Origin of the sequence: Arthrobacter sp. UCD-GKA, assembly GCF_001863355.1 — a bacterium.
Classification (GTDB): Bacteria; Actinomycetota; Actinomycetes; order Actinomycetales; family Micrococcaceae; genus Paeniglutamicibacter.
The window spans coordinates 1-23837 of record NZ_MOLR01000015.1; the positions used below are offsets into that span (position 1 = coordinate 1).

Annotated in this window: 15 protein-coding genes; 6 read left to right on the forward strand and 9 right to left on the reverse strand. The window is 54.7% G+C overall.

Translation table 11 applies throughout. The features are described from left to right. Nucleotides 1–409: 409 nt before the first annotated feature. The gene (locus BLJ79_RS23105) at nucleotides 410–1861 is read left to right on the forward strand and encodes a hypothetical protein (protein WP_139194985.1); all 1452 of its coding nucleotides are present in this window, start codon (nucleotides 410–412) and stop codon (nucleotides 1859–1861) included. Nucleotides 1862–2564: 703 nt separating this feature from the next. Here BLJ79_RS23105 and BLJ79_RS19825 read toward each other — a convergent pair. Further along, a complete protein-coding gene (locus BLJ79_RS19825) occupies nucleotides 2565–2879 on the reverse strand; it encodes a hypothetical protein (protein ID WP_071216514.1) in 315 nt (104 codons plus the stop codon). Between the two features lie 31 nt (nucleotides 2880–2910). Beyond that, nucleotides 2911–3075, reverse strand: coding sequence for a hypothetical protein (locus BLJ79_RS23470; RefSeq protein ID WP_175475548.1), 165 nt, complete (start codon nucleotides 3073–3075; stop codon nucleotides 2911–2913). A gap of 925 nt (nucleotides 3076–4000) precedes the next feature. On the opposite strand from BLJ79_RS23470, the gene BLJ79_RS19830 reads away from it, so the two are divergent. The 4 genes from BLJ79_RS19830 (at nucleotide 4001) to BLJ79_RS24110 (ending at nucleotide 8943) form a co-directional block, all read left to right on the forward strand. Next, nucleotides 4001–6064, forward strand: coding sequence for a PQQ-binding-like beta-propeller repeat protein (locus BLJ79_RS19830; RefSeq protein ID WP_139194986.1), 2064 nt, complete (start codon nucleotides 4001–4003; stop codon nucleotides 6062–6064). Nucleotides 6065–6488: 424 nt separating this feature from the next. Further along, entirely contained in the window at nucleotides 6489–6620 is a 132-nt protein-coding gene (locus BLJ79_RS23860) for a hypothetical protein (protein ID WP_286135683.1), read from the forward strand. A 145-nt stretch (nucleotides 6621–6765) separates the two neighbouring features. Next, nucleotides 6766–8214: an integrase core domain-containing protein gene (locus BLJ79_RS19835; protein ID WP_071216516.1), complete on the forward strand. Its 1449-nt coding sequence runs from the start codon at nucleotides 6766–6768 to the stop codon at nucleotides 8212–8214. 393 nt (nucleotides 8215–8607) lie between these two features. Continuing rightward, nucleotides 8608–8943, forward strand: a complete 336-nt coding sequence (locus BLJ79_RS24110) for a hypothetical protein (RefSeq protein ID WP_071216517.1) — start codon at nucleotides 8608–8610, stop codon at nucleotides 8941–8943. A gap of 596 nt (nucleotides 8944–9539) precedes the next feature. Here BLJ79_RS24110 and BLJ79_RS22650 read toward each other — a convergent pair. The 6 genes from BLJ79_RS22650 to BLJ79_RS19860 form a co-directional block, all read right to left on the reverse strand. Beyond that, complete coding sequence (locus tag BLJ79_RS22650) at nucleotides 9540–11270, reverse strand: heparinase II/III family protein (RefSeq protein ID WP_175475549.1); 1731 nt, start codon at nucleotides 11268–11270, stop codon at nucleotides 9540–9542. A 47-nt stretch (nucleotides 11271–11317) separates the two neighbouring features. Next, nucleotides 11318–14098 (reverse strand): ricin-type beta-trefoil lectin domain protein, encoded by a 2781-nt coding sequence (locus BLJ79_RS23115; RefSeq protein ID WP_139194987.1) that lies wholly within the window; start codon nucleotides 14096–14098, stop codon nucleotides 11318–11320. A gap of 8 nt (nucleotides 14099–14106) precedes the next feature. Beyond that, on the reverse strand, nucleotides 14107–15651 hold the full coding sequence (gene metG / locus BLJ79_RS19845) for a methionine--tRNA ligase (RefSeq protein WP_071216518.1): 1545 nt from the start codon (nucleotides 15649–15651) through the stop codon (nucleotides 14107–14109). A 47-nt stretch (nucleotides 15652–15698) separates the two neighbouring features. Next, the gene (locus BLJ79_RS19850; protein WP_071216519.1) at nucleotides 15699–16757 is read right to left on the reverse strand and encodes an NYN domain-containing protein; all 1059 of its coding nucleotides are present in this window, start codon (nucleotides 16755–16757) and stop codon (nucleotides 15699–15701) included. 314 nt (nucleotides 16758–17071) lie between these two features. Continuing rightward, nucleotides 17072–18667 carry a phosphoglycerate dehydrogenase gene (serA, locus tag BLJ79_RS19855; protein WP_071216520.1) on the reverse strand — a complete coding sequence of 532 codons (1596 nt, stop codon included), beginning with the start codon at nucleotides 18665–18667 and terminating at the stop codon, nucleotides 17072–17074. A gap of 396 nt (nucleotides 18668–19063) precedes the next feature. Further along, entirely contained in the window at nucleotides 19064–20656 is a 1593-nt protein-coding gene (locus BLJ79_RS19860; RefSeq protein WP_071216521.1) for an ABC-F family ATP-binding cassette domain-containing protein, read from the reverse strand. A gap of 216 nt (nucleotides 20657–20872) precedes the next feature. Here BLJ79_RS19860 and BLJ79_RS19865 point away from each other — a divergent pair, with 216 nt between their 5' ends. After that, on the forward strand, nucleotides 20873–21109 hold the full coding sequence (locus BLJ79_RS19865) for a hypothetical protein (protein WP_071216522.1): 237 nt from the start codon (nucleotides 20873–20875) through the stop codon (nucleotides 21107–21109). 57 nt (nucleotides 21110–21166) lie between these two features. Here BLJ79_RS19865 and BLJ79_RS19870 read toward each other — a convergent pair whose 3' ends face one another. Then, nucleotides 21167–23809 (reverse strand): SH3 domain-containing protein, encoded by a 2643-nt coding sequence (locus BLJ79_RS19870; RefSeq protein WP_071216523.1) that lies wholly within the window; start codon nucleotides 23807–23809, stop codon nucleotides 21167–21169. Between the last annotated feature and the right edge of the window lie 28 nt (nucleotides 23810–23837).

Below are 23837 nucleotides of genomic sequence, written 5' to 3' on the forward strand. Positions count from 1 at the left end.
GGCCGACAAACCAAACTCTTGCTATCCCGCAAGGCACCCGAGGCCAAGCTCCTCCTGGAGCTCTACGAACGCTTCAAGCACCTGCAGCAACGCTTCAAGGACAGCATCCTGATCACCTGAACCGGTGAACCAACCCATCCAAACGACCAGGAAGAAGCCCAGCTCGGACACGTGGAACCCGACGCCCCATACCGGCGACACGGCAACCATCGGCGTGCCCCTAAACAGCAAAACCGCCAACCACGAACCAAAATACGAAATCAGCGGCTTGCCATCACCTTATGAAATGGCTGGGCTAGCGCGGGGCCAAGGTTTCCGATCGGACGATTCCCGTGCAAACACCATTTTTGATGGAAGGACTATTTCTTGTCATACGTTCTGAGATCGATCGGTCAAGATACAATAAAACATGTTCAAAACAACGAAGCATCATCACGCGCCAGTTGAGATTCCGCCCGACGAAAGTTATGAGAACCTCGTGTTTGCACGAGGATATGCCGTGGGTGACTTGCTAACGTCCCCACCTGTGCCAATGTGGCACAAATTAGAATTAAGTGGAAGAATGCTCTTCTGGGACCCACGGCTCGAGTTGTCTCATGTGAGTCATGACGGATTTTCAGTTACTCTGCTTGGGCACGCTATCCACCTCCTGGATGACACGGACAACTTACAAGAAATTGTAGAGAAACTGGCCACACGTCGTAGGCACTCAAGAGAGTCATACGTTTCGGAATTGGAAAAATTGGCCGGCAGGTTCATCGCAATCGACGGAACCCCATCCGAAGCATGGATCCAATCAGACGCAGGTGCGTTAAGAAGCATTTACTATTCGTCTGAAGGAGGTTTTATTGCCTCGCATCAGAACTTGATTGCAGAGATGTTGCTAAAAGTGACACCATCAATATTTGGAACCCGCGCTTGGAGGAACTCTAATCGTAGTTTTACTTATCCAGGAAATAAAACCCATTGGAATGAAGTGTCATACCTTCACGCTAATCATGAAATTGAAATTGGATCAATGGATATCCGGCGCGTATCCCTAGATCCTCCGCTCAACATTTCTACTAGCGAAGTCGTCAATTTAATCGTCCCTCTTTTGCGCATTCAGGTACCCCACTTAGCCAAGAGGCAAAAACCACTTGTATCACTAACGGCTGGACAAGATAGTCGCACCACGCTGGCGATCCTTCGTGACCAGCGAAATTCATTTGATTTTTTCACCTACGGACTGACATACGCGCAACGGCAAGAAGCCGTTCAATCAGACTTGGATACAAGTTTAGAATTGGCCTCGGCCAAGGGGTTGGATCGTCACCGTATTCTTAACGTCAACGGTCCGTTGACCAACAAGGCTTTGTCGACCGTGCTTCGGAGAAATTCACCGAAATCAAGCAATCCAAATGTAATAGAAAAATATTTAGAAGAATTTCCCGATTCTAGAATGCACATTCGTTCAAGTTTTAATGAGATAGGTGTGAGCAACTACAGGAGAAAATATCCTCATGACAAAATTACACCTGAGCTCATTGCTTTGATTCACACTTACGGTTCTGGCTATACCGCCGAAACCCTTAAAGCAAAACAAGAATATGTTTTAGGAACAAACCTATTAGGCGTTGATGGTTATCACCCGCTTGATCTATATTATTGGGAAATTAGAATGGGTTCATGGCTTGGAACAATTAACAGCGAAAGCGATGTCGCCTTTGACACTCATATTTTAATTAACAGTCGTCTGATAATAAAGTATTTGCTTTCAGCTCCTTATGCAGAACGTATAAAAACTGCAACCTATGATCAAATTGTGAAAACTTGCTGGCCAGAATTGTATAATATTCCTGTCAATGGCGTAATGAGATAGCGAAGTTTCATGTATTCTTCTAGTTTATAGATGAATTGTCTAATATACATTAAGTCATAATTTATGCAGGAATGGTTGATTCGTTTGTTCGTTGGTCCCGAGGCCACGGTCTCTAACGCGCCATGCCGGTGTCGCGTGAATTCGAATTATCAATGAATCACCTACAAGCCTTGCGTGGTGTCGGTCTAATGCCTGGAGCACCGGGGTCTGAACATTCATCGTTTGACCCGATTTAATTTGGACCAAATCAATCTCGTCCTTTGACGGCTCTCCGACTTTGATGCCGTATCGGAGGACCAGGTCGGTGCCCGGGCACCGGGCGGAGTCCGACCCCTCCATGGGACTCAGGCAAGTGCCCGTGCCCGTCGCTCAGGGTTAGACCTAATGTCAAGAGCCGGTGGAAGTTCCGGCGCGGCAGTAAAGTCTACGTCCGGGCGGTGTTCTTGGTGGTTCCGCGGTATTTCAGGTGCCGGTTGTTCTTGGCCACCAGCCAGACGACGAGCCGTTCCGCCAACGGGCGGTGGGACCGGAACTCGTGCTGGAACCCGGTGTCACTGTATGCGGTCTGGTGGGCGAGTTGCAGACAGTGGCGTTCGGTGATGTCGACCCTGCGCCCGGCCTTGGTGAGCGTCCATGTTTTCCCAAACTTTCACCCCTTGCGGGCCGTCCCGAAGTTCACGTTGCTTTACGCTGATGGTTCGCGCTACCCGATGGGGCATGGCAGGGTGCCCTTTTCCTGATAGTAGGCGAAGTCGTCCAGCAGGTAGCCGACTTTGGCGGCCCGGTGCAGCGGCTTGAACTTCACGATCGCCTCGGGCACTGCGTTCTCTGCAGCCACGAGCATGGCCCGGACTCGTAGGTGTAATCCCCGAGGATCTGGATCCTTTCCGGCCTCGGCAAGTACCGCCTCGGAGGCGGGTGTTTTGGTGGCGACGAGGATGAAGGAGCCAATGTCCAACAGCCGGATCCCGGCCTTGGTTACGGCCCCGTTGGTGAAGATCTCCGTTTCCGGTTCCACCTACTGCCCGGCCGCCAGCAGCAGCAGCAACTCATTGGACTCGCCTTCCTTGGGATTCCGGGACCACCGCGGCAAGCAGGGTCAGCACATCGATGACCAGCGAAAACATCAACACTTCCTTGGCCTCTTTGTCGTCCCAGGCTATCTCCGGCTTCTCCGTTCGGGAGTAGGCATAGTTCGTGGCACGGTCCGCCATTTGGGCCTGCCGTCAGGGATATCGCGTCCGAAGCGGCAGGTCTAGGCGAACAGTTACGCGACAGTCTCCTTCCTGCCGACCCCGTAATCGAGCACCGTGGTGTCGACGGCCTGCAGGCGATAGTCAGTGAGCACGCCGGGGTTCAGCGAAGACCTCGAACACGTCCTGCATGATCTGGTAGAGACGGCTGCTTGCGGCCAGGGGCTTTCGACAATACGTGAGAGGGAGGAATTGAACGAAGTCTGGGTGAGCCCGAATCTGCAGGCCGCATTCCATTGCAGGTCGAAGGTCAACGCCTCCACGGCCCCGGGTCCGAGAGGTCCGCCAGAGTCCGGAGGAGAATGACGGAGCCGATCACCAAGCCCGGGGTCGGGGGTGGTCATCGGCGCGCCAGGCAAAGCTTCTCCATCGCGACATCAGGAAGGATCCGGTCCCGGTGCTCCGCCAAAATGAGTAGGCGCTAGCCAGGACAAACAACTCCCCGGCCAGCGCCAGCACATCCAACAGCCCGCGCTGCGCTTCCTCGAATCCTTGCGTGGCAACAAGTCTCAATCACGCAGCACGGAAATCGCGGAGCTTCACAAGAATCAAGAAAAACTGATTAGCAATCTCCTGGTGAACTCGAATGTGAGATCTTGCATACCCCTGCGGGCACACGTAAGAATCTTCAATATCGGGCTGCTAGTCTCAAGACCGATAGTGAGCAACGCTCCCGACTAGCAGAAGGTAACGAGTGCACCACGAATCCATGCACGATGATCCGCGCCGACTCACTCGACGAGGGTTACTTTCACTTGCGGCCCTGGCCTTTGGTGGAGCATCGCTCTCCCCCGGTGTTTCCCCCGAGAACGCCCGAGCATGCACTTCCACTGAGTCAGCCTCATCAGGAGAAACGTCTCCGAGCGCTAAACGCGAGCAATCCCCTATGCGAATCCGCGATCCGTTGCTGCTAACACCGCTGACCAGCGTCGCAAAGACGCGCGGCGTCATCTCTCGCTACGAAGGCGCATTCCCGGCTCTTAGGATCAAGAGCGTCTTGCCACTACCAGGGTTGGCCACGACGCCATCCACATGGTTTGCGGTGTCAATCGTGGGTCCGGTCAACCAATTGCAAATCGTTAACTCCGAGGCTACTCTGCCAGTCCATGTAGTGAGCATTCCTGACAGCCACAGTGGTGGGATTGGTTCGTTGGTATGGGACCAGGCAAGAAGGACCCTATATTTCACCACCGGCGGCACCCTCATGTTCTGGGACCCTACCGACTCTAAAACGGTGCGACGAATCGGCAAAGTCCCCGGCGCATCAGCCCTTTATGAGCTGCAGCTCGATTCAACAGGAATCCTTTGGGGCGGCACCTATCCAAATGGTGCGACATTCACATACACAGCTGCCACGAAAAAGATTCGGGTGCACTCCCGACTTGCGGCGGACACCGATTACGTCAGGCGACTCGCAATCGGGCCAAACGATATAGTTTGGGTAGGCACCGGTTCCTTAAACCCTCGTCTGTTCACATTTTCGGCAAACCAACCCGAGCAGCGCACTGAGATCCAGCTACCGCATCCGATCCCAAACGGCTTCATCTCGTCCGTTGATGTATTCGCGAACCGCATTGTAGTGACGGCTAGCAATGTCACCGCCGAACTGCTCCTGGACCCCGTCACTAAGAAGTGGGTGGGCAAGATTGGTCGTGTCTGGGCATCCCGTCGCGCGTCCGCAGAAGTGAAAGGAAGCGAGCGCATCTACAACATCACCAAGGGGATTTTACACGCTACAGACACTTCAACGTGGCGGGACGTCAAACTGGGCCCGGTTAAAACCAGTTCACCGCTAGCATTGTATGCCACAGCCACAGCCGTTATCGTGGCCGGCCAAACACCCAAAGGGCTGCGCCTGGAATTCTTCAACCTCGCGAGCCGTTCGGTGGATAAAGTACGCAATATCTCTCTCACAGATGGCGAATTTAAAGTACAGTCGCTCATGGGTCATTCCGACGGTAACGTCTATATCGGCGGCTACATGGGTGAAGGGTTGGCCGCCATAAACCCCGACACGGGGACACGCTGGCGTTCCCCTGATGCCGAAAACTTGATCAACCAAGTCGAGGGTATGATAGAGTTCGATGCCACGCGCAGCTACATTGGCTCGTACAGTTCGGCTGACATCATATCCTTAGAAAGCGTTCGCAAGGACGCACCCAAGGGTTACCACCGTATCGAACGCCTAGGCCGAAAATATCACCAATCTCGCCCCTTCGGCTGGGCTGTGAACTCTCGTAACGTGTTCTTCGGGACTGTGCCGGACTACGGACGGTCGGGTGGCGTGCTAGGGATGATCGAACCCGAGACAAACAAGATCCGCTGGGTGCTCGACGGTGGAGGGGGTGGACTTATCCGTTCACAATCCATTATCGGGCTAGCCGCTGATGATCAATATGTCTACGGCACCTGTTCGGTACGCAACGGCTATGGCATCCCCGACACGAAGGCATCGGCCAAAGTCTTCAAGCTGGAAATCGCTACGAAGCGATTGATCTGGGAACTAGCGCCGGTTTCTTCTTCCGGTGCCTTGTATGCACCCAAGCTCATAGCCGGGTGGCTGATTGTCGCCGACATCGAGGGAATCAACATCATTGACCCGTTAGACGGAAAGTTGATGCTGCAGCATCGTCTGACCCCCGCAAACAACGCCGACTATCGCCCTGGTTGGGCTAGTGTGGATCTCGCCCAGGTGGGCGACGGTTCCAAAGTGGTGCACAGCGCAGCGGGGACGACAACAGTCGTGGATTTTCGAACCGGTACCAAATCGATCATCGGAAGCCCGAAAGACGGACAGCAATTCGGCAGCCGGCTGGCGGTCACCCCGTCGGGTCGGGTCTTTGGTTACACGGATAGGACTGCGCTAGTGGAATTCGATTTATTCCCTCGCGCTGCTTCAGCAATTACGAAAAGCTCCCATCGGGAAACGTCGAAAAGTCCGGAAAAATAGGTGTGAACACTCGCTTCTTTGTTCACAGTCGCCCTCACCGCATCGCTTACACACACACTCGACACTTGATTTACACACGATGTCAGCACATCGTTGACACCAATACTCACCAGGTTGCTGACACCGTGTGCACTCAGGGTGTCGGGCCGATCTGCCGGCAAGTTCCAACTTGTAGTGCTGCTTTTCGTAGTCGATCCACCTCAAAATCCACGCCAGGCTCGGTTCGCAGATACGGGCGCCATGGATCTGTCGCAGCGGCCTCGCTCGCTTGCTGGAGAGAACACCCAGCGGCAACGAGAAGTGGAGGCAAACCTGCTAACTTAACTCACGCGGGCTGGGGAAAACTGGTGAGCCGAACTGGGGAATTTCCCTGAGCGCCATCAGCAGCGAAGACCACCCGAAAATCAAGGACCTTCGGCTGACCGTGTTTGCCGAGAAGTTCCTGGAGCTGACCAACGACGAGGCCAATGACAAGCTGCTGCCGGAGGAAGTGTTCATGCAGGTGGTGGACCACGCCCTGGATGCCCGCCGGTCAAACAAGGTCGACAAGTGCTGAATAGCGCCAGAAGGAATGTCATCTCTCAGGACATCGTTTACGGCATCACTCAAGACATCGTTTACAGGATCTCTCAGGACATCGCTGACCGGTATCAAGGTGTGTGGCAACCCCGGGCTTGATCACGGATTTTCGATAATGAAAGATGTCAAATACATTATCGGCTTCGATACGCCGTCAAATCATCGAGTTCGACCCGGGCCTGCCAGACTCCCTCAGTATCTCGCAATTTTGCGATCAACTGGGCATCAGCCGACCGTCCTATTACAAAGTCAAGAAACGCTATATCGCCGAAGGCAACAAGGCGCTGAACCCGCATTCCCGGGCTCCGAAGAGCCCCGCGAGGACGTACGGGGAGCCAACCAAGGAATTGGTGTTGCGGATCCGTCAACGCATGGCCAAAGCCGGTTGGGACCACGGTCCGCAATCAATCTGGTTCGAAGGTGTGGACTCCGGAGAATTTGGGGAACAGGTCCCGTCCGTGGCAACCATTGGACGAATCCTCGCCGAATCGGGCGTCACCAAAACCAACCCCCGAAAGCGGCCGCGCAGTGCATGGATGAGGTTCGCTCGGTCGTATCCGATGGAGATGTGGCAGCTTGATGGGCTGGAATATCGGCTCTTCGACCAAGACGGCACCAAGGCAACGATTTATCGGCTGCTGGATGAAGGAACCCGTTTTGATGTTGGGTCGCATTGCTTTGAACGACCCGAAAACAGCGAAGACGCGATCTCCGCGTTGGGTGCCGCGTTCGAGGAATACGGCGTCCCGCAGGAATTGCTCACGGACAACGGGCTCTCTTTCAACCACGCCCGTCGTAGGAACATTGGCAGCACCGAGATCTTCTTGACCGAGCGTGGATGTCGGGGCATCACGGGCCGTATCTGGCATCTAGAAACACAAGGAAAAAATGAAAGGAGCCATCAGACCCTGATCCGGTTTCTCGATGCCCACGCCCCGAAGAACCTCGATGATCTTTCCAGGCTTTTGGTGCGGTTCAGGGATCATTACAATTACCGACGTCGACATCAGTCCCTGAAGGTTGGAAGCACTCACCTCACCCCCGGGCAGGCATGGGAAGCAGTGGAACACCGTGGCTCCGACGGCTCCCCGATTGGCATTGAGCAGTTGCAGGCCAAGGCTGACGCCTACCGCGACAAGCAAATCGCCCTCAAAGCTGCTGCATCATCCACCGATACCGGTGGCACCATCATGGCCGCCCAGCAGCAGGCCCAGGAAACCCTGCCCGTCCAGACCGGCAAGCTGCAGGACCAGCCAAGCGACCTGGTGCAGATCACCCGCACCAACCCACAGATCTATTACCGTGGCCGAGCGTTCAAGGTCCCGACGCACCTGGTCGGCGAACACCGATTGGTCACCACCGAAACAAGATTCACCTTGTTCAGCACTCTTGATGGGGAAGAAAGCCTCTATTTCCCGTTGCCGCTGCATCTTGCCTCCAGCAAAAAGTTGATGCCGCTGTGGCAGGTCCACGGTGCCCGCATCCGCGAACCGAAACCTGCGTGGATTCTGAAGCGAATCGACTACGAAAAGCAGCATTACCCGCTGGAACTCGCCGGCCAACCGGCCTGAAAGCCTGAGTGCACACGGTGTCAGCGATGTTGTGAGTTTTGGTGTCAACGATGTGCTGACATCGTGTGTAAAGGAAGTGTCGAGTGCGTGTGTAAACGATGTAGTGAGTGCGACTGTAAACAAAGAAGCGAGTGTTCACACTTCTGGGTGCGGTACCCACTTCCCGGAATCTTGGTACCGACTTCACACACCGACTTCACCGGAGATGCGGTACCAGGTTGCCAAGTTGCCAGAACACCGGTACCTTCAGCTATTTGGCAATTCCGTGTCCACGATGCTGCGAGATCACACACCAACAAGCCGGAACGGAAGTACGCTCTGGCGATATTTGGCACCCAGGGGAAGAACGAGCGCTCCTTCCAGACCCTGTTTCGCTGGCTGGACAAGCAGCCCTTGGCCCAATCCCAAGCCGAGCTCCAATCCCAAGTGGATGGGTTCGACCACATCTACAACACCGAGCGTTCGCACCAGGGACTGCCCGGGCGCATCACGCCCCAGCAGTCGTGGGATGCAACAGCCCTTGCCGAGGAACCCAGGTCAGGCCCAATCCTTCCAGAGGCCAATCCACCGGAACCAAGAACCCTCGTCGTTGCCCAACGCCTGGAGGCAGCAGTGGAGCAAGAAGCTGCCGTTTTCGCCACCGGCACGGTGAAAGACGACACGCTGGCGACCGTTGGCCAGGAGCGGGTCACCGGCAGCATCATCCATCCTTCCGGTGCCGGAAGCTGAAGGCCTATTCCAACGGTGTCGTCAACATCGGACGAATCATATTCTCCCTGACCGCATCGGTGAGCGGACGAACCGTCATCGCGAGCTGGGATGACGATGGCGTCATCTTCGCCAGCACCGATGGGGAGGTCGTTGCCGACTATTCCTGGCCACCGAAAGGCACTGCCTATCTTGGCATCCCCAAGCCCCGACCGCTCCGTGGCAAGGACCGGAATCCCGGGCAACCGTCACCGAAGTCCTGACACATCAACTGTCACCAGTGTCCTAAGGCAGAACTGTCACCGATGTCTTGAGACATCACACGGCCTGGTTCGTCTCACACATTAAGACTGTCGGGACAGTTCACGACTTTGCCGTCGCCTTGGCCGAAACCTTCCTGGAAATGACCGATGGAGGACCGTCATTGCTCGGCCGTGATCGAACTATGTAGTGGAATGAATCACTCCCCGAAAGTATGGATCTCAAATATACACTCCACCTTTCGGGGGACTAGTTCAGGGCTGTATGCCTTACTTTCTTGATGATGTAAGGCTCGAAGCCCAAGAGCCCTTTAAGCTACATTCATTCCGAATAATCCCACTACTCCAACCCGGATATCAATTCCGATCAACGCTCCCACTGATGATATCAATACTTACTGAAGAAACAGATCCAAGAACTGTGGCCTTCCCATTGCCATCAAATTCTACCGAATGCGACATTGGCTTTTTTCCAAGTCCCTCTACGGAGAAGACAGTCACAAACAGACCATTCGCCCTCTCAGATGAAAATGCTAGACAAGGCGCCGCTTCAACAGTCCCATATTTCTCACTTCGCCATCCCATGAGAGGTGCCTTATCCCCCTTGAAGAGCTTTGTATCAGCCGGATCACTGGAGAAGCTGTGTATACGTAACTTCTGCTTGACCCCTTTCATGGAAACGGTACTGAAACCTGCCCCAATTTTGACGTCWGCTTGATTCGGGAGTTGCCACAATTGAGACACACCGTTCTTCCCAGCATTTGTGTACGCATCAATCACAACCAAATAGTTCTCATTACGGTTGTGAAACACACCCCTACGCCAGCTCGATTGGCTGGTTTCTTGACGTTCGACGACAGTCCAATCATGATTCGCTGAAGATTCAGATTTGATAAGAGCCGTTTCAGCATACACATTGTAATCAATATCCGAAAAAACCAAAGAGTTATGCGCCCTATTAGAAGCAAGGAACGAGGTGAACTCATGTTTCTGGTACTTATACCGGCCATTTTCATCTACAAAGGTGGCATCTCCGATGGAAAGAGTCATCGAGCCACCGTCATGTTGCCCATGCGAAGTATCTTTCTTAGAAGGACCAAATCTTAGACTATAGAATAGTGAATCATTCTTCGACGGCAAGGTCCATGAACTTCTGGAAAAAATGTATCCCGCATCATACTTGCGGTATACACTTGCTGGCTTAGTCCCCGCTTTCCCTTGTGTCCGCACAAATTGGACGGTGGGATCTGGGTAGTCCTTAATAACCGAAGTATCGGAATCACCAAACCGGACCGGACGGCGCGTGGGTGGGGTCCCGAAAGCGACGAACTCAGGCATCAGCGCCAATCGATTAAAAACAGGTGGAAGATCCATGTTTGCGGCCAAGAGATGCTCTTGTGCATTTCGATACCAAACAAAATTGGACCATTGGTACGACATAGCTCCTTCAAGATCCACGCCTTGTGAATCTATGCTTTCATCCAACAATTCACCTATACGTTCTAAGGCTTGCTTTTTCCACGGGATATTGTTTAGCACATCACCCGCAATCAATAGGCCCGTCTTTACGTGGAGCGCGTGGTTCCCCCTTTGAGTTCCAAACGAGGGGTCGGCCAATACCGTTCCATGTTCGTGAAGGGCGTGAAGGAGCCAAGACTGAGCACCCAAGATCGTAATTGCTCCAGCAATCATGCTTGCCCTATATGACGATGCCATGTCGTGCCAAGCGAACTCTGAAGAAGCATCACGGGAAGGATCACCATTACGTTCCACCCAAGACTTTAAGTAGTGCATGTAAGCGTAGCCATACTTACGGTCTCTAGTTCTTAGAAACTCTCTCCTTAAAACATCGATCCACCGTAGGCTGTGATAATTGAACTGCCAGTTCCTGTCTTCGAACGGATTCTCTTCCCAGGACGGAATCAACGGCAATTCGAAGGGTTCAAAATTCCGTACCGGCAGCTTCCCGCTCAAAAGACCGTCAGCAGTTTCATTATCATTTTTCAGAATTTCAAAATTAGAACCAATTCTATGGGCTTTTGCCCGCTCAACGGTTCCAACCTGGGCCCCGACATTCAAATACGCCATACTAACTAGACCTTTCTTCATTTAGAAAATTGCTATTTCTTGAACTATCAGCTTAGTTCACTAAGAGCTTCGTTCATTACTTCGTGAAAATATCCCATGCGTGGGGCAACATGCCCTGGTCCAAGATCGATTTCCACGGGACGAAGACGGTTCTCCGGGAATAGGTGACTTGCACGTTCCATAAAAGGATAAAAGTGGTTATTCAAATGATGTCCATCTCCAACGTTCTGTATTAGAATTAGTCGTGGTAGTGAACTGCACTTCTCAAATCGGGACACCGTGTCAATCCTCGAGACGAGATCTGGCCCCAGCTCTTCAATCGACTGACCAAAGGAAGCAGAACAAGCTGCCCCAGCCAACCGTCTCGAATATCGACGTAGGTCGGTTTGTGGGTTGAATGCAACCACACTTACTCCATTAAGGTAGGAAGAAACTTGCATTGCGGCAAATCCCCCTCCAGAACTCCCCACAAGAATAATTTTTCTAATATTTTTATCAGCTGCAAACTTAGAGATTATTGAAGCAATCTTTGAATGAACGTCAATTCTTTCCGTTCCCATATACCAGTCAAGGATCATTGAACTATTCAAATCAAGTCCAGGATCCCCGAAGAACATCCGCGGGCCTGCCTCCAGTTCAGCTAGCGACTTACGTCTCTCGAATCGTGGCAGGGTCGTCTTGAGCCGATCCGTAGCGCCATGGAAGCTGACCGTTAGCGTAGAGCCCTCTTCGATATCAATCAGCATTGGCAAACACAAATCACCTAGGTCAAAGGTGTGAATCGAGGATACTGAAATGTCAGTAAAATCCGGAACAGACCTGTGAGTCCACATGGGCAGCATCGTCGAATTGTCGACGACGGATTGGTCGGTTTGCCAAGAGATCAACGGACTTCTTCTCAATCTAAATACACCAGAGTTTGAGGGAAGGCGACTCATCAAATCCTCACCGGCAATATCCTGAATCGCCGCCATCAATCCGAAGTCAGCGTCTTCTTGACGTTCATCGATTTCGAGGAGTCTCTCAATTCCAGATATTCGACTTTCCAAAATCCCGTTGGAATCCCAGATTTCGTTCTTAGTTTCAACGATGGTATCGAGTGTCTGGAGCCGGCTGAGTCGAATTCGTTTCCGATCCGAAGGAGGCGCCTCATGCATAGATGACGCAGCTGTGTTTGATGTGGATGCAGAATCCGGCAGAAACTGCAGCCCTCCGGTCGAGAGCTTCAGATGGGCTTCGTATGCGCTAAGTTTCAAGCTGAGTGACGTGACGTCATGCTTGGTGTCAACAACGACAGACAATTGCTCCTTGGTGCGAACACCACGAATTCCCCATACGAAGTCTACCCCTTGCATGTCCACAATTAATTGAATTTGTCTAGCGACAACTATGCCATCACTTATAACTGGACTTAAGGAAATATTCGTTATTTCATTTAGATTCGTCCAAATCAGCGCGGACTTGTTAGAGTCATTTTTAAGACGAAGACAATTCTTCTCGACCTCAATTTCTATATCCTTGGGAACTACCCAACTTTGCGTGCCGATAAGGTATTCGAAATTCTCAGGAGTCACCTGCGCGATAAGCATTTCCTCGACATGGAGGTACGAGTAAGATGTCGACGTAGAAAAGTGGCTCTTTACGTCAAATCTTGATACTTGTTGTGAATCTTTCGAATAAATAAGTCGATTGTATGGGGCATTTTTTAATTCATCATTCTCTTCAGCAAATCTTGTGGTCAAGAATTCGCTGGGCGCATTTCCGCCTCCTTGCTTTCGATCACCAATATGATTCGTCAGCCAGTTGACGCCGTCAAAAAAGTATGAAAGAAGGCTCGGGTCTAAGGCACGAGCGCCTCCCCCCCGTTCTGCAAACGATATTCCGAAAAATGTTTCGGAAAGAAAATCTTTTTCCGTCTCACCCCAGCCACTTCGCACAGAAGCAAACGCTCCGGGCTGACAGAACTGTATTGATTCGGGGGCGCTTCCTTTTAGCCCCTGCGTTCTAATGTACTCATAGCTCGCGGACCAGTCGGACTCAACGAGCTTGTCGGCCGAGGATACCTTGTTCGTGAAGCTCATTTTTGTGCCGTTAGGTTGAAATATATTTAATGCATTTTCAAACGTAGATTTAAGTTCAGTCTCTAGCTTCACAGATAATTTGTAATTATCTTGCAGGGGTTTAAGGCATTTCCTCCATGCTTCCAATTCCTCCAAAGTCATTTTAGAAAAATTGTTACCATGTAAGCTTTCAAAGGAGCTGTTAGATTCAAGAATGAACACAAGCTCTCTTAGCAAATCTGTTCTATCTAAAATTTCGCAACATTCAATGTAAACGCCAATAAATAACGGAAGTGTATGCAGGTTTATATTCTTCTGCAATCGATCAAGGATAGATTTTGTGATCCACTTGACATGAAGTTCAATCGTATCGTAAAGCCACCTTGGTAATTCTGTACCATAAAGTTCTTTGCTCCCCAGAGCTAGGGTCGTAGACCTCTCCAGCGCAGGGAAAGTCGTCCATGCTATAGGTGGAATGTTCCCAGCTTCTTCGCAGGTAACCCAGCTCTGGACGTATTCAGTCCAAGCTTTTTTACAAGTACTTTCTTCCAAATCAACTTCTCGTACAAAGACGTCGAGCCAGCGAAGGGACAGCAAGTGGCTTTGCCAATTGTCCTTGTCAAATGGACGCTCATTCCAACTTATTTTATCTGGAACAGTCCAACGTTGTCCTCTATAGGAGATCATTTTTTCAAGGACATTTTTCGCTTCAATGGAGTCACTACTCGTGGTTTTAAACCATCCGTTGCGCAATGAGATATTAGCCATCTCAAACCCTATCTTTCATATTTTGGGAAAATGGGCTTGGGCTCTGGCAGCTGAGTTCCCGGAACCAAAGCCGTATAAAACGAACCGAACTCTCGCAACGAACCTTCCGGCTGACCAAGAACTACGAGCAGGGACGCTGCCGCCGTTGGCATGACGGGCTGAATTAGTAGACCCACGCGGCGAAGCACTTCAAGAGTTACGTACAGCACCGTCTCCATACGTGCCACATCTGTCTTACGCAGCACCCAAGGCGCCTGGTCGGCGAAATATGCGTTAGTGTCGCCTAAGACAGCCCATATGCCTTCCAACGCCTTGCTGAACTCTTGGCGGGAGAATAAGTCTCGAGAAGTCTCCAGTAACTTGCCTGCCCCGGATAGGATCTGCTGGTCTGCAGCCGTGAACTCGCCGGGAGTAGGTACCACACCTCGGCAATTCTTTGCCACCATGGAAAGCGAACGCTGTGCAAGGTTGCCTAGGTTATTAGCAAGGTCGGAATTCATCCGGCCAACGATGGTCTCATGGCTGTAGCTACCGTCGGCGCCGAAGGGAACCTCGCGGAGGAAGAAGTACCTAACTTGGTCAAGACCGTATTGCGAAATGAAGTCGGCAGGAGCAACCACGTTTCCCAGAGACTTCGACATCTTCACACCGTTGTTGTGAAGGAAGCCATGGATCATAACCCGTTTGGGCAACGGCAGCTTCGCGGACATCAGGAATGCGGGCCAGTAGATGGCGTGGAAGCGGGAGATGTCCTTTCCGATGATGTGGACATCCGCTGGCCAATACTTCTCGAACGATTCGGACTCAGTATCTGGGAATCCGGTGCCTGTTAGGTAATTAGTCAGCGCATCGACCCACACGTACATGACGTGGTCTTTGTCGCCAGGAACGGGGACACCCCAATCAAAGGTGGTGCGTGAAATCGACAGGTCTTCCAGACCACGCTCGACGAACCGGATGACTTCATTGAACCTGGTGTGAGGCGCTCCGAAGTCAGGCTGCGTCTTGTAAAGCTCGAGCAGCTTGTCCTGGTAGGCGGAGAGACGGAAGAAGTATGATTCTTCCTCGGTCCATACAACTTCGGTGTCCGTTTCCTTGGAATAGCGGACGCCGTCCTCGCGAACCTCGGTGTCTTCCTCAGCGTGGAACGCTTCGTCTCGAACCGAATACCAACCAGCGTACTTGTCCAGGTAGATATCGCCGTTGGCCTCCATACGCTTCCAGATGGCCTGGGCAGCAGCATAGTGGTCAGAGTCCGTGGTCCGGATGAACCGATCGTAGCTGATGCCCAGCTCGTCATTCATCGCTTGGAAGGCATCCGAGTTGCGCTGCGCCAGCTCTCGAGGTGTTATCCCCTCGCGCTCAGCGGTCTGCAGCATTTTCTGCCCATGCTCGTCCGTACCTGTCATGAAGAACACGTCATAGCCGTCTAGTCGCTTGAAACGTGCCATGGCATCGGTGGCAATTACCTCGTAGGCATGCCCAATGTGGGGCACGCCGTTCGGGTAGGAGATGGCGGTGGTGATGAAAAACGGAGTCTGCTCAGAAGTCACCCTAAAAATCTACCGTAGTTTGGCTTCAAACTGCCCATCGAAGACCCCTATGTGAGCTGGTCTAGCTGCTCCCAGAAGGCTACGCGCATGGCTCGGCGTATATCTTGCAGGTCGGTCCTCCACTCCCCGATACGTTGTGCGCAGTCCTTGAGGAGCACCCGGTCAATTTCTGCCGGTAACAGGGGACGATCGGCTAGCAGGTCCTTAAGTTCGGCCTGGCTGGTACTTGCATGCCAGTTCCTTGCAACACTGCTGCCAACCTCAGTAGCTACATCCATGGCGCTTGGATCGCCGGTGCCTGCTGCCCCGGCAAACCCAGAGGTCTGTTGCGTTGAACTGTAGACAAGCTGGTAATCAGCAGGTGCTGTGGACGCCGTTGCTTTTACAGGGCTTTGGAACTTCGGACGCTGGTTCAATAGTGCGGGTGTGGGTGGCTTCGGGGCTCCTGGCTTCGGACGCATCAGCTGCGATTCAGTGGATATCTTCGCAGCCTTGATTGTCTCGGGTGCGTTGGCTATGGTGGCCGTCTGGGTGGCATGTTCCGGATCCCACGACACGGCCTTCACGAACGCTGTCTTGATGAGTTCCTCGGGCAAGGTAATGATGCTGTCCACACGCAAGGCGAGATGTTCGGCCACTGAAGCAACGCCCAGCCGATGGTCGGCTTTCTCCACTCCAATAAGTACGACTTTCATGCCCAAGTCTTGTGCTTCTTCGACCGCCTCTGCCAGATCGTCATCACCGGACACCAAGAAGGCAACGGACGCTGCACGGTTACGTGCAATACCGACCAAGTCTAGGCCCAACTTGAGGTCAACGCCTTTTTGCTCGCCATTAAACGAAATACGACCCAACCGAACCTTTACACCAGGTATCAGGCCAATGCGCTTGTGCTGATCGGTAAAGATCGCATCCTTCGCAGCGTCATACCAATAGATTCGTAGGTTCTCCAGACCGCTAAATTCCTTGGCTGTTTTGAGGATCCCCTCGATCAGCGCTTCATAGTTAACCGTATAGGCGGCACGTAATGTTGTTCCGGAGGCACGGTGTCCCCCGATAGCTAGTAAGAAACTGGCATCCACGAATATGGCACTTTGAGACATCATCCTTCAATCCTATGCTGAGTGAAAGATCTGCTTGAGAAACGCGCGCACCAGCTGACAGTTTGCTAGTGACTTCCCAGAAAACACCGTTGTGCACCACGTCGCACCCGAGCGTATGAATCAACTGCCTGAAGTTGCGCAAGTCCAAAGCCATCAGTTGACGTTCTTTCCTTGTGTTCTCCGTAGACCGGGTCCAGTCCGAAATCCAGGAAACCAAAAAGTGCCCCGCATGCCCACCGGCAGTCATACCCGAACACTTTCAGGAAGACGGCCGGCGGCGTGCGAGGCGCTCTACTTATTTGATGCTGGTCGGGTTTTTAGTCCTCGAGGTTGATCTCTCGGGCCACGGTGGCGCCAATGGCCGCACGGACAATGTCCAGCACACCGGAGGGCAGTGCGGAATCGATGGCCAAGACCGCAACGGCCTCGCCTCGCTCTTCCTTGCGGGCAACCTGCATGCCAGCGATGTTCACGCCCTGCTCACCAAGGACGTTGCCCAGGGTGCCAATGACACCCGGGCGGTCTGCATAGCGCAGCACGATCATGTGGTCGGTGATCGGGATTTCGATTTCGTAGCCGTTGATGCCGACGAGCTTCTCGATCTGCTTCGGTCCGGTCAGGGTTCCTGCGACCGAAAGCTGTGTGCCTTCGGTGGAGGCTCCCTTGACGGTGAGCAGATTGCGGTATTCGGGCGAATCCGGGGAGGTGACCAAACGGGTGGCCACGCCGCGCTGTTCCGCCAGCACAGGTGCGTTAACGTAGGAGACCTGGTCGGAGACGACATCCATGAAGACACCCTTGAGGGCCGAAAGCTCCAGGGCCTTCACATCCAGGGAGGCGATCTCGCCAGCAACTACAACGTCGATGCTGGTCAGGGAGCCAACGGTCAGCGCATTGAAGATGCGACCCAGTTTCTCGATCAGCGGGATACCCGGGCGGACGTTTTCGTCGATGACGCCACCTGCAACGTTGACCGCGTCGGGAACCAGTTCCCCGGCCAGGGCCAGGCGAACGGACTTGGCGACGGAGACGCCGGCCTTTTCCTGGGCTTCGTCGGTCGAGGCGCCCAGGTGCGGGGTGACCGTGACATTCTCGAATTCAAAGAACGGAAGATCCGTGCTCGGTTCCTGGACGAAGACGTCAATGCCGGCTCCGGCGATTTCCTCGTTCTTCAACGCCGTGTACAAGGCATCCTGATCAACGAGGCCACCACGGGCCACATTGATCACATAAGCGGAGTTCTTCATTTTGGCAAAAGCATCCTTGCCAAGCATGCCGATTGTTTCCGGGGTCTTGGGCATATGGATGGTGACGAAGTCTGACTGGGCCAAAAGTTCATCCAGCTCCACCAGGGTGACGCCGAGCTGCTGGGCGCGTGCAGGGGTGATGTAGGGGTCGTAGGCAAGGATTTCCATGCCAAAGCCCTGCAGGCGGGCGGCCACGAGAGCGCCAATGCGGCCCAGGCCAATGATGCCGGCCTTCTTCTCAAATAGCTCGACACCGGTGTAGGAGCTGCGCTTCCAGGCGCCAGCTTTCAGCGAGGCGTTGGCTGCCGGGATGCGGCGGGCCAGGGACACGATGTGCCCCACGGTCAGCTCCGCGGCGGAAATGATGTTGGAGGTCGGAGCGTTCACGACCATGACACCGGCCTGGGTGGCGGCCTTGATGTCAACGTTGTCCAGGCCGACACCGGCTCGCGCAATGACCTTGAGGTTCTTGGCGGCGGCGATGGCTTCGGCATCGACCTGGGTGGCTGAGCGAACGAGAATGGCATCCACGTCAGCAATCGCAGCCAACAGCTGGGAGCGGTCCGCACCGTCTGTCTGCCGAATCTCGAAATCGGGACCCAAGGCCGCAATGGTTGCGGGCGAGAGTTCTTCGGCCAAAAGGACGACTGGCTTGTTTACAGACACGGGGTGGCACCTTTGCTATTTCAGTGGGCTGGATGCATGGTCCGGGATCGACCGAACCAGAAGGCCCAGAATATCGCCCCGCCCGTCATATACCCGGCTCGACGGCTTGATGTTACGGGACAGTCCCGGTCTTTTGTGAATATCTTCACAGGTATTTGGATTACGTGGAAGTTCGTGTCTCCCTGGACCAAACGGGTCAACATCATTTGTTTTTCATTTTCCCGAAGGTAGGGAGTGAGTGTGCTCGGCGGGGATATTTCTCGTACCACTCTCACAACCACGCAGTCGGCATCCAAAACTGCGTGACAGCATTTTGTCTTCCTCGACTTTCGTTACCTCGTGCGAACCCCTCCACATCCAAGACCCGAACCGAAAGGCAAAATCACAGGAAGGTGATTAGGCCCCGCGGACCGTGACTTCACCAGGCTTCGCTTGCTCGGCCCCGAACACCAGATAGCGGTTGGCGATCTTCTCGGTGAAGAACCGGTCGTGGCTGACGACCACCACGGCGCCCGGGAAGTGCAGCAGCGCCCGTTCCATGACCTGCGTGCTGGACATGTCCAGGTGGTTCGTGGGCTCATCCAGCACCAGCACTGAGGCGCCGGAGAGCAGGCACATGGCCATGGCCACGCGAGAACGCTGGCCGCCGGAGAGGTTCCCGATGCGGTTCTTCAGATCGGCCTCGGAGAACTGGAACATGGCCAGGAAGCGGTTGACCGATTTCTTGGTGGCGGTGAAGGCCAAGGAATTGGGCATGGCGTTGACCGCGTGGGTCACGGTGTCCTCGTTGTCCAGTTCCTCTAGGATCTGGTTGTAGGAAACGACCGCGGCGCCCTTGGTCCAGGTCACGTATCCGGCATCCTGTTTTTCTTCTTCGGTGAGAACGCGCAGCAGCGTGGACTTTCCGCTGCCGTTTGCACCGAGGATCACCAGTCGGTTGCCGCGGCGCACCTCGAAGCTAAGATCGGTGAAGAGCGTCTTCTCACCGTAGGACTTGGACAGGCCCTCCACCCGGCAGAGGGTGTCCTTGATGTGCAGGCCGCCGTAGATCTCGGTGATGATCTTGTCCACGGGGCGCGGGGCCCGTGACTTCTTGATCTTCGAMAGCTTGTTGTCCAGTCCCTTGCTGGCGGCCTTGGCCGCTTCGCGACGGTCCGAAATGCCCTCGGCCTCGAAGGCCAACAACTCGGACTCGTGGACGAACTGCGATTCGAGGGTCTTGAGCTTGAACTGCTTGGCCACGACGTACTGGGCAAAGTTTCCCGGGTATTCGTGGAGGTGGAAGTTCTCGACCTCCACGATCCGGGTGACCACCGAGTCCAGGAACTTGCGGTCGTGCGAGACGATGATCGCCGCACCTTGGAAGGACTTGAACCAGTTTTCCAGCCATTCAACGCCTGCAACGTCGAGGAAGTTGGTCGGCTCGTCCAGCAGTAGGACGTCCGGGTCCTCAAGCAGGATCTTGGCCAGCGCGGCGCGGTTGCGCCAGCCGCCGGACAGGGAGTCAATGGGACAGGTGCGGTGGGCTTCGTCGAAGCCGAGTTTGGTGAGCACGGTGTCAATGGTGCGTGGGTAGTCCCAGCCATCCAATCGATCCATGGATTCAAAGAGCTCCGACTGGCGATGGATCAAACGTTCCATCTCGTCGGCCTTGGGATCGGCAGCAATTGCCTCATCGATCTCGGCAATCTCCGCTTCGATCGCTTTGACCTCGACAAAGAGCTCGTTGAGCACCTGAGTGATGGTGGCGGCACCGTTGAGTTCCGAGAACTGGGAGAAGTAGCCGATCTTGGTTCCCAGTTCCACGGCCACCGTCCCGGTGTCCGGGGATACCTGGTCCAGGACCAGCTTCAGCAGGGTCGACTTGCCCGAGCCGTTTCGCCCGATCAGGCCGACCCGGTCCCCGGCCTCGAGCTTGAAGAATGCCTCGCGCAGGATTTGGTTGTTTTCGAATCGAACGCTGACATCGTTTAGCCGGATCAAGCTCATGCTGGTGTGGTCCTATCAATAGCATCGGTGGTGGAATAGTGGGCACGTTCCCTATGCGGAGACCGCTCGGTGAAATGGACACGAGCCAATACCGCTAAACACCAACAACGATTCTACAAGGCTTGGTCGTTGGCTCCCTTCGAGCTCCTCCCTCAGCGGCTCAACATGATGGCGCGTTCCTGCTTCCAATGCCACACTGGAAGCAGGAGGCGTGCCGTGTCTGCAAACGAATTCACCGGTTCACGCGACAGTTCTGCCCACGAACAGCTCATCTGGGACTACATCGAGTCCCTGCCCGCCAGCGAGATCGACAACATCATCGGACGCGCCGAGCGCAAGGTCGAGAAGATCGCCTACGGCATGCACATGGCCGGGCGCCCGATCAGCCTCGAGATCCGCAAGCGCCTGATCCAGTCCGCCATCCTGCGCGAACTCAACACCCGCGCGGGATGACCCGGATTCTTTACTCTGCCTTCCAAGGATTATTTATCGGGCACCGACCAGCTACCGCTACTTGGCATACGTCTCGGCATGGATGTGGTCCAAGTGTCTGGTTGTGTCGTTCCAGTTATTGGTGAACTGTTGGCCGTATTTGCCCGACTTCGAGTATTCTTCCCAGCCCTTTGCCGGTCCCAGCCATATCTTGTCCTGCCAGATTAGGTAACTGACGCGCAAAGATACCCGGTTGGCGATCAGGAAGTCGGCAATCTCGTCGCCGTTCCTGACGCCCTGGGCGGTCTTGTAGTTCTTGATCATGATGTCCGTGGCCAGGCCCTGGCTGTGGCCAGCGGAACCCGGGCGGACGCCGCCGTAGGACGAGACATAGTCCCCGAACCTAGCCTCGACCGCATTCATGATAGCCACTGTCTCCGGCTGCAGCGGAGCCAACGGTGTCTTGGTCAGGTACGCCTCAGAGATCCAGCCGGTACCGTGGCGCGAAATCACTCGCGCCCATTGGTCTCGGGATTCCAAGTAGGTCACCTTTTCCCCGGGCTTGATCGTGCCAAGCGTCGGATACACGGGGGAACTGCCCAAGCGTACGTTGACGGTTCCGGTGGCCCAGCGGTATTGGGTGACAGGCTTCGTTGGCGGGGCCGAGGTCGCGAGGTACAGCGTGCTCACCCAACGATCCCCCTTGGAAACCACTTGAATAACTCGGTGGCTGGTTCCGGGTCCCGAGCGGAGATTGACATTGGCCGTGGCCCAGCGCGGGAGGTTGAAGGTCACCGGTGGCTTGGACGGCAGAACCTGGTTCACCTTCGTGGACAAGCCCTTGGATTCCATCCATCCAATACCGGCGCTGGTGCGCACCTGCTGCCAGTTACCCGAGGTACGCAACCACTGCACCTTCGTGTTCATCGGCATCGCCATGATTGCCTTGCTGGTGGTGCTCGTGCTTGTGTGAGCCCGCTGGCTGCCGTTGACCCAACGATAGATCACCGCGGGGCTCAACTTGCTGAGCGTGGATGACGGGACGAACCCGGTCTTCCCCGAGACAAAGATCTTGGTCCAGGAACCGGTCTTGCCGAGCACCTCGACCTTGGTCTGGCGGTGGATCGTGACCAGGTTCGCCGAGGAAGCCGAGGCCGCGCTCTTCACCGTGGTGTACACGTTGGCGTAGTTGTAGACCTTGGGCTTCGCGGGTGGCTTGATTGCCGCATTCGAGAGTTTGCTCGACGGCACCCAGCCGATGCCGGCGCTGGTGCGGACTTGCTGCCACGAGCCATAATTACGCAGCCATTGGATTTTCGTGTTGTTCGAAAGCGTGGCGAGCTTCCTGCTGGAGGTATTGGTGCTCTGGAAGACTGGCTGGTTGCCGTTTACCCACCGGTAAATGGCTGCGGGGTTCGATGCGCTGAGGGCACTGGACGGAACGAAACCCGTCTTTCCCGACACCACGACTTTGGTCCAGGAACCGGACTTGCCGAGCACCTCGACCTTGGTCTGGCGGTGGATCGTCACGAGGTTGGCCGACGAGGCGGCTGCCTTGGCCTTCACCGTGGTGAATGCCTTGGTGTAGTTGTAGACCTTGGGCTTCGCCGGGGCAATGATCGCCTTGGTGGAAAGCTTGCTTGATTGCATCCAACCAATGCCGGCGCTGGTGCGCACCTGCTGCCAGGACCCCGAGGTCCGCAACCATTGGATCCTGGTGTTGTTTGAGAGCGTGCCAATCTTCTTGCTGGTGGTCTTGGTGGACTGGAAGACCGGCTGCTTGCCGTTCACCCAGCGATATATGGCCGCGGGGTTCGTCTTGCTCAGTGCGTTTGCGGGAACGAAACCGGTCTTCCCCGACACCTTGACCTTGATCCAAGACCCGGTCTTGCCAAGCAACTCCACCTTGGTCTGGCGGTGGATCGAGAGCACGCTGGACGAGCTTGCTGCTGCCTTGGCCTTCACCGTGGTGAAGGCCTTGGTGTAGTTGTAGACCTTGGGCTTCGCGGGTGGCTTGATTGCCGCATTCGAGAGCTTGATCGACTGCATCCAGCCGATGCCAGCGCTGGTGCGCACCTGCTGCCAGGAACCTGAGGTCCGCAGCCACTGGATCCTGGTGTTGTTCGACAGGGTGCCTAGCTTCTTGCTGGTGGTCTTCGTGCCTTGGAAGACCGGCTGCTTGCCGTTCACCCAGCGGTAAATGGCCGCGGGATTCGATGCGCTGAGGGCACTGGACGGAACGAACCCCGTCTTTCCCGACACGACGACCTTGGTCCAGGACCCGGTCTTGCCAATGACCTCCACCTTGGTCTGGCGGTGGATCGAGACCACGTTGGCCGAGTTTGCGGCTGACTTCGCCTTCACCGTGGTGAATGCCTTGGTGTAGTTGTAAACCTTCGCCGTGGCCGCCGCGACAGGCTTGAGGAAGTTACCCGATACCCAGCCGGTTTTCGATTTGTAAGTGACTTGGTTCCAGATGCCACTGGTCTTGAGGATTGTCAGCCTGGTGTTCTTGGGAACCACCAGAAGCGAGGCCGATTTCACATCGGTGGTCTTGCGGAGATTCAGGTTTGCCGTGGTCAGCTTGACCGGTTTCGCCTTGGCGGTGTTGATGCTGACCGAGGCGATCGGCGCAAGCGGCTGCGCGGTGGCGATGGTGCTTGGCCCGCCAACCAGCGCAACGGCAAGGGCCAGCGCTACTCCAAGGTGTTTACGCTGCAATGTGGGCTCCTGGAAAAAGGGGTGACGA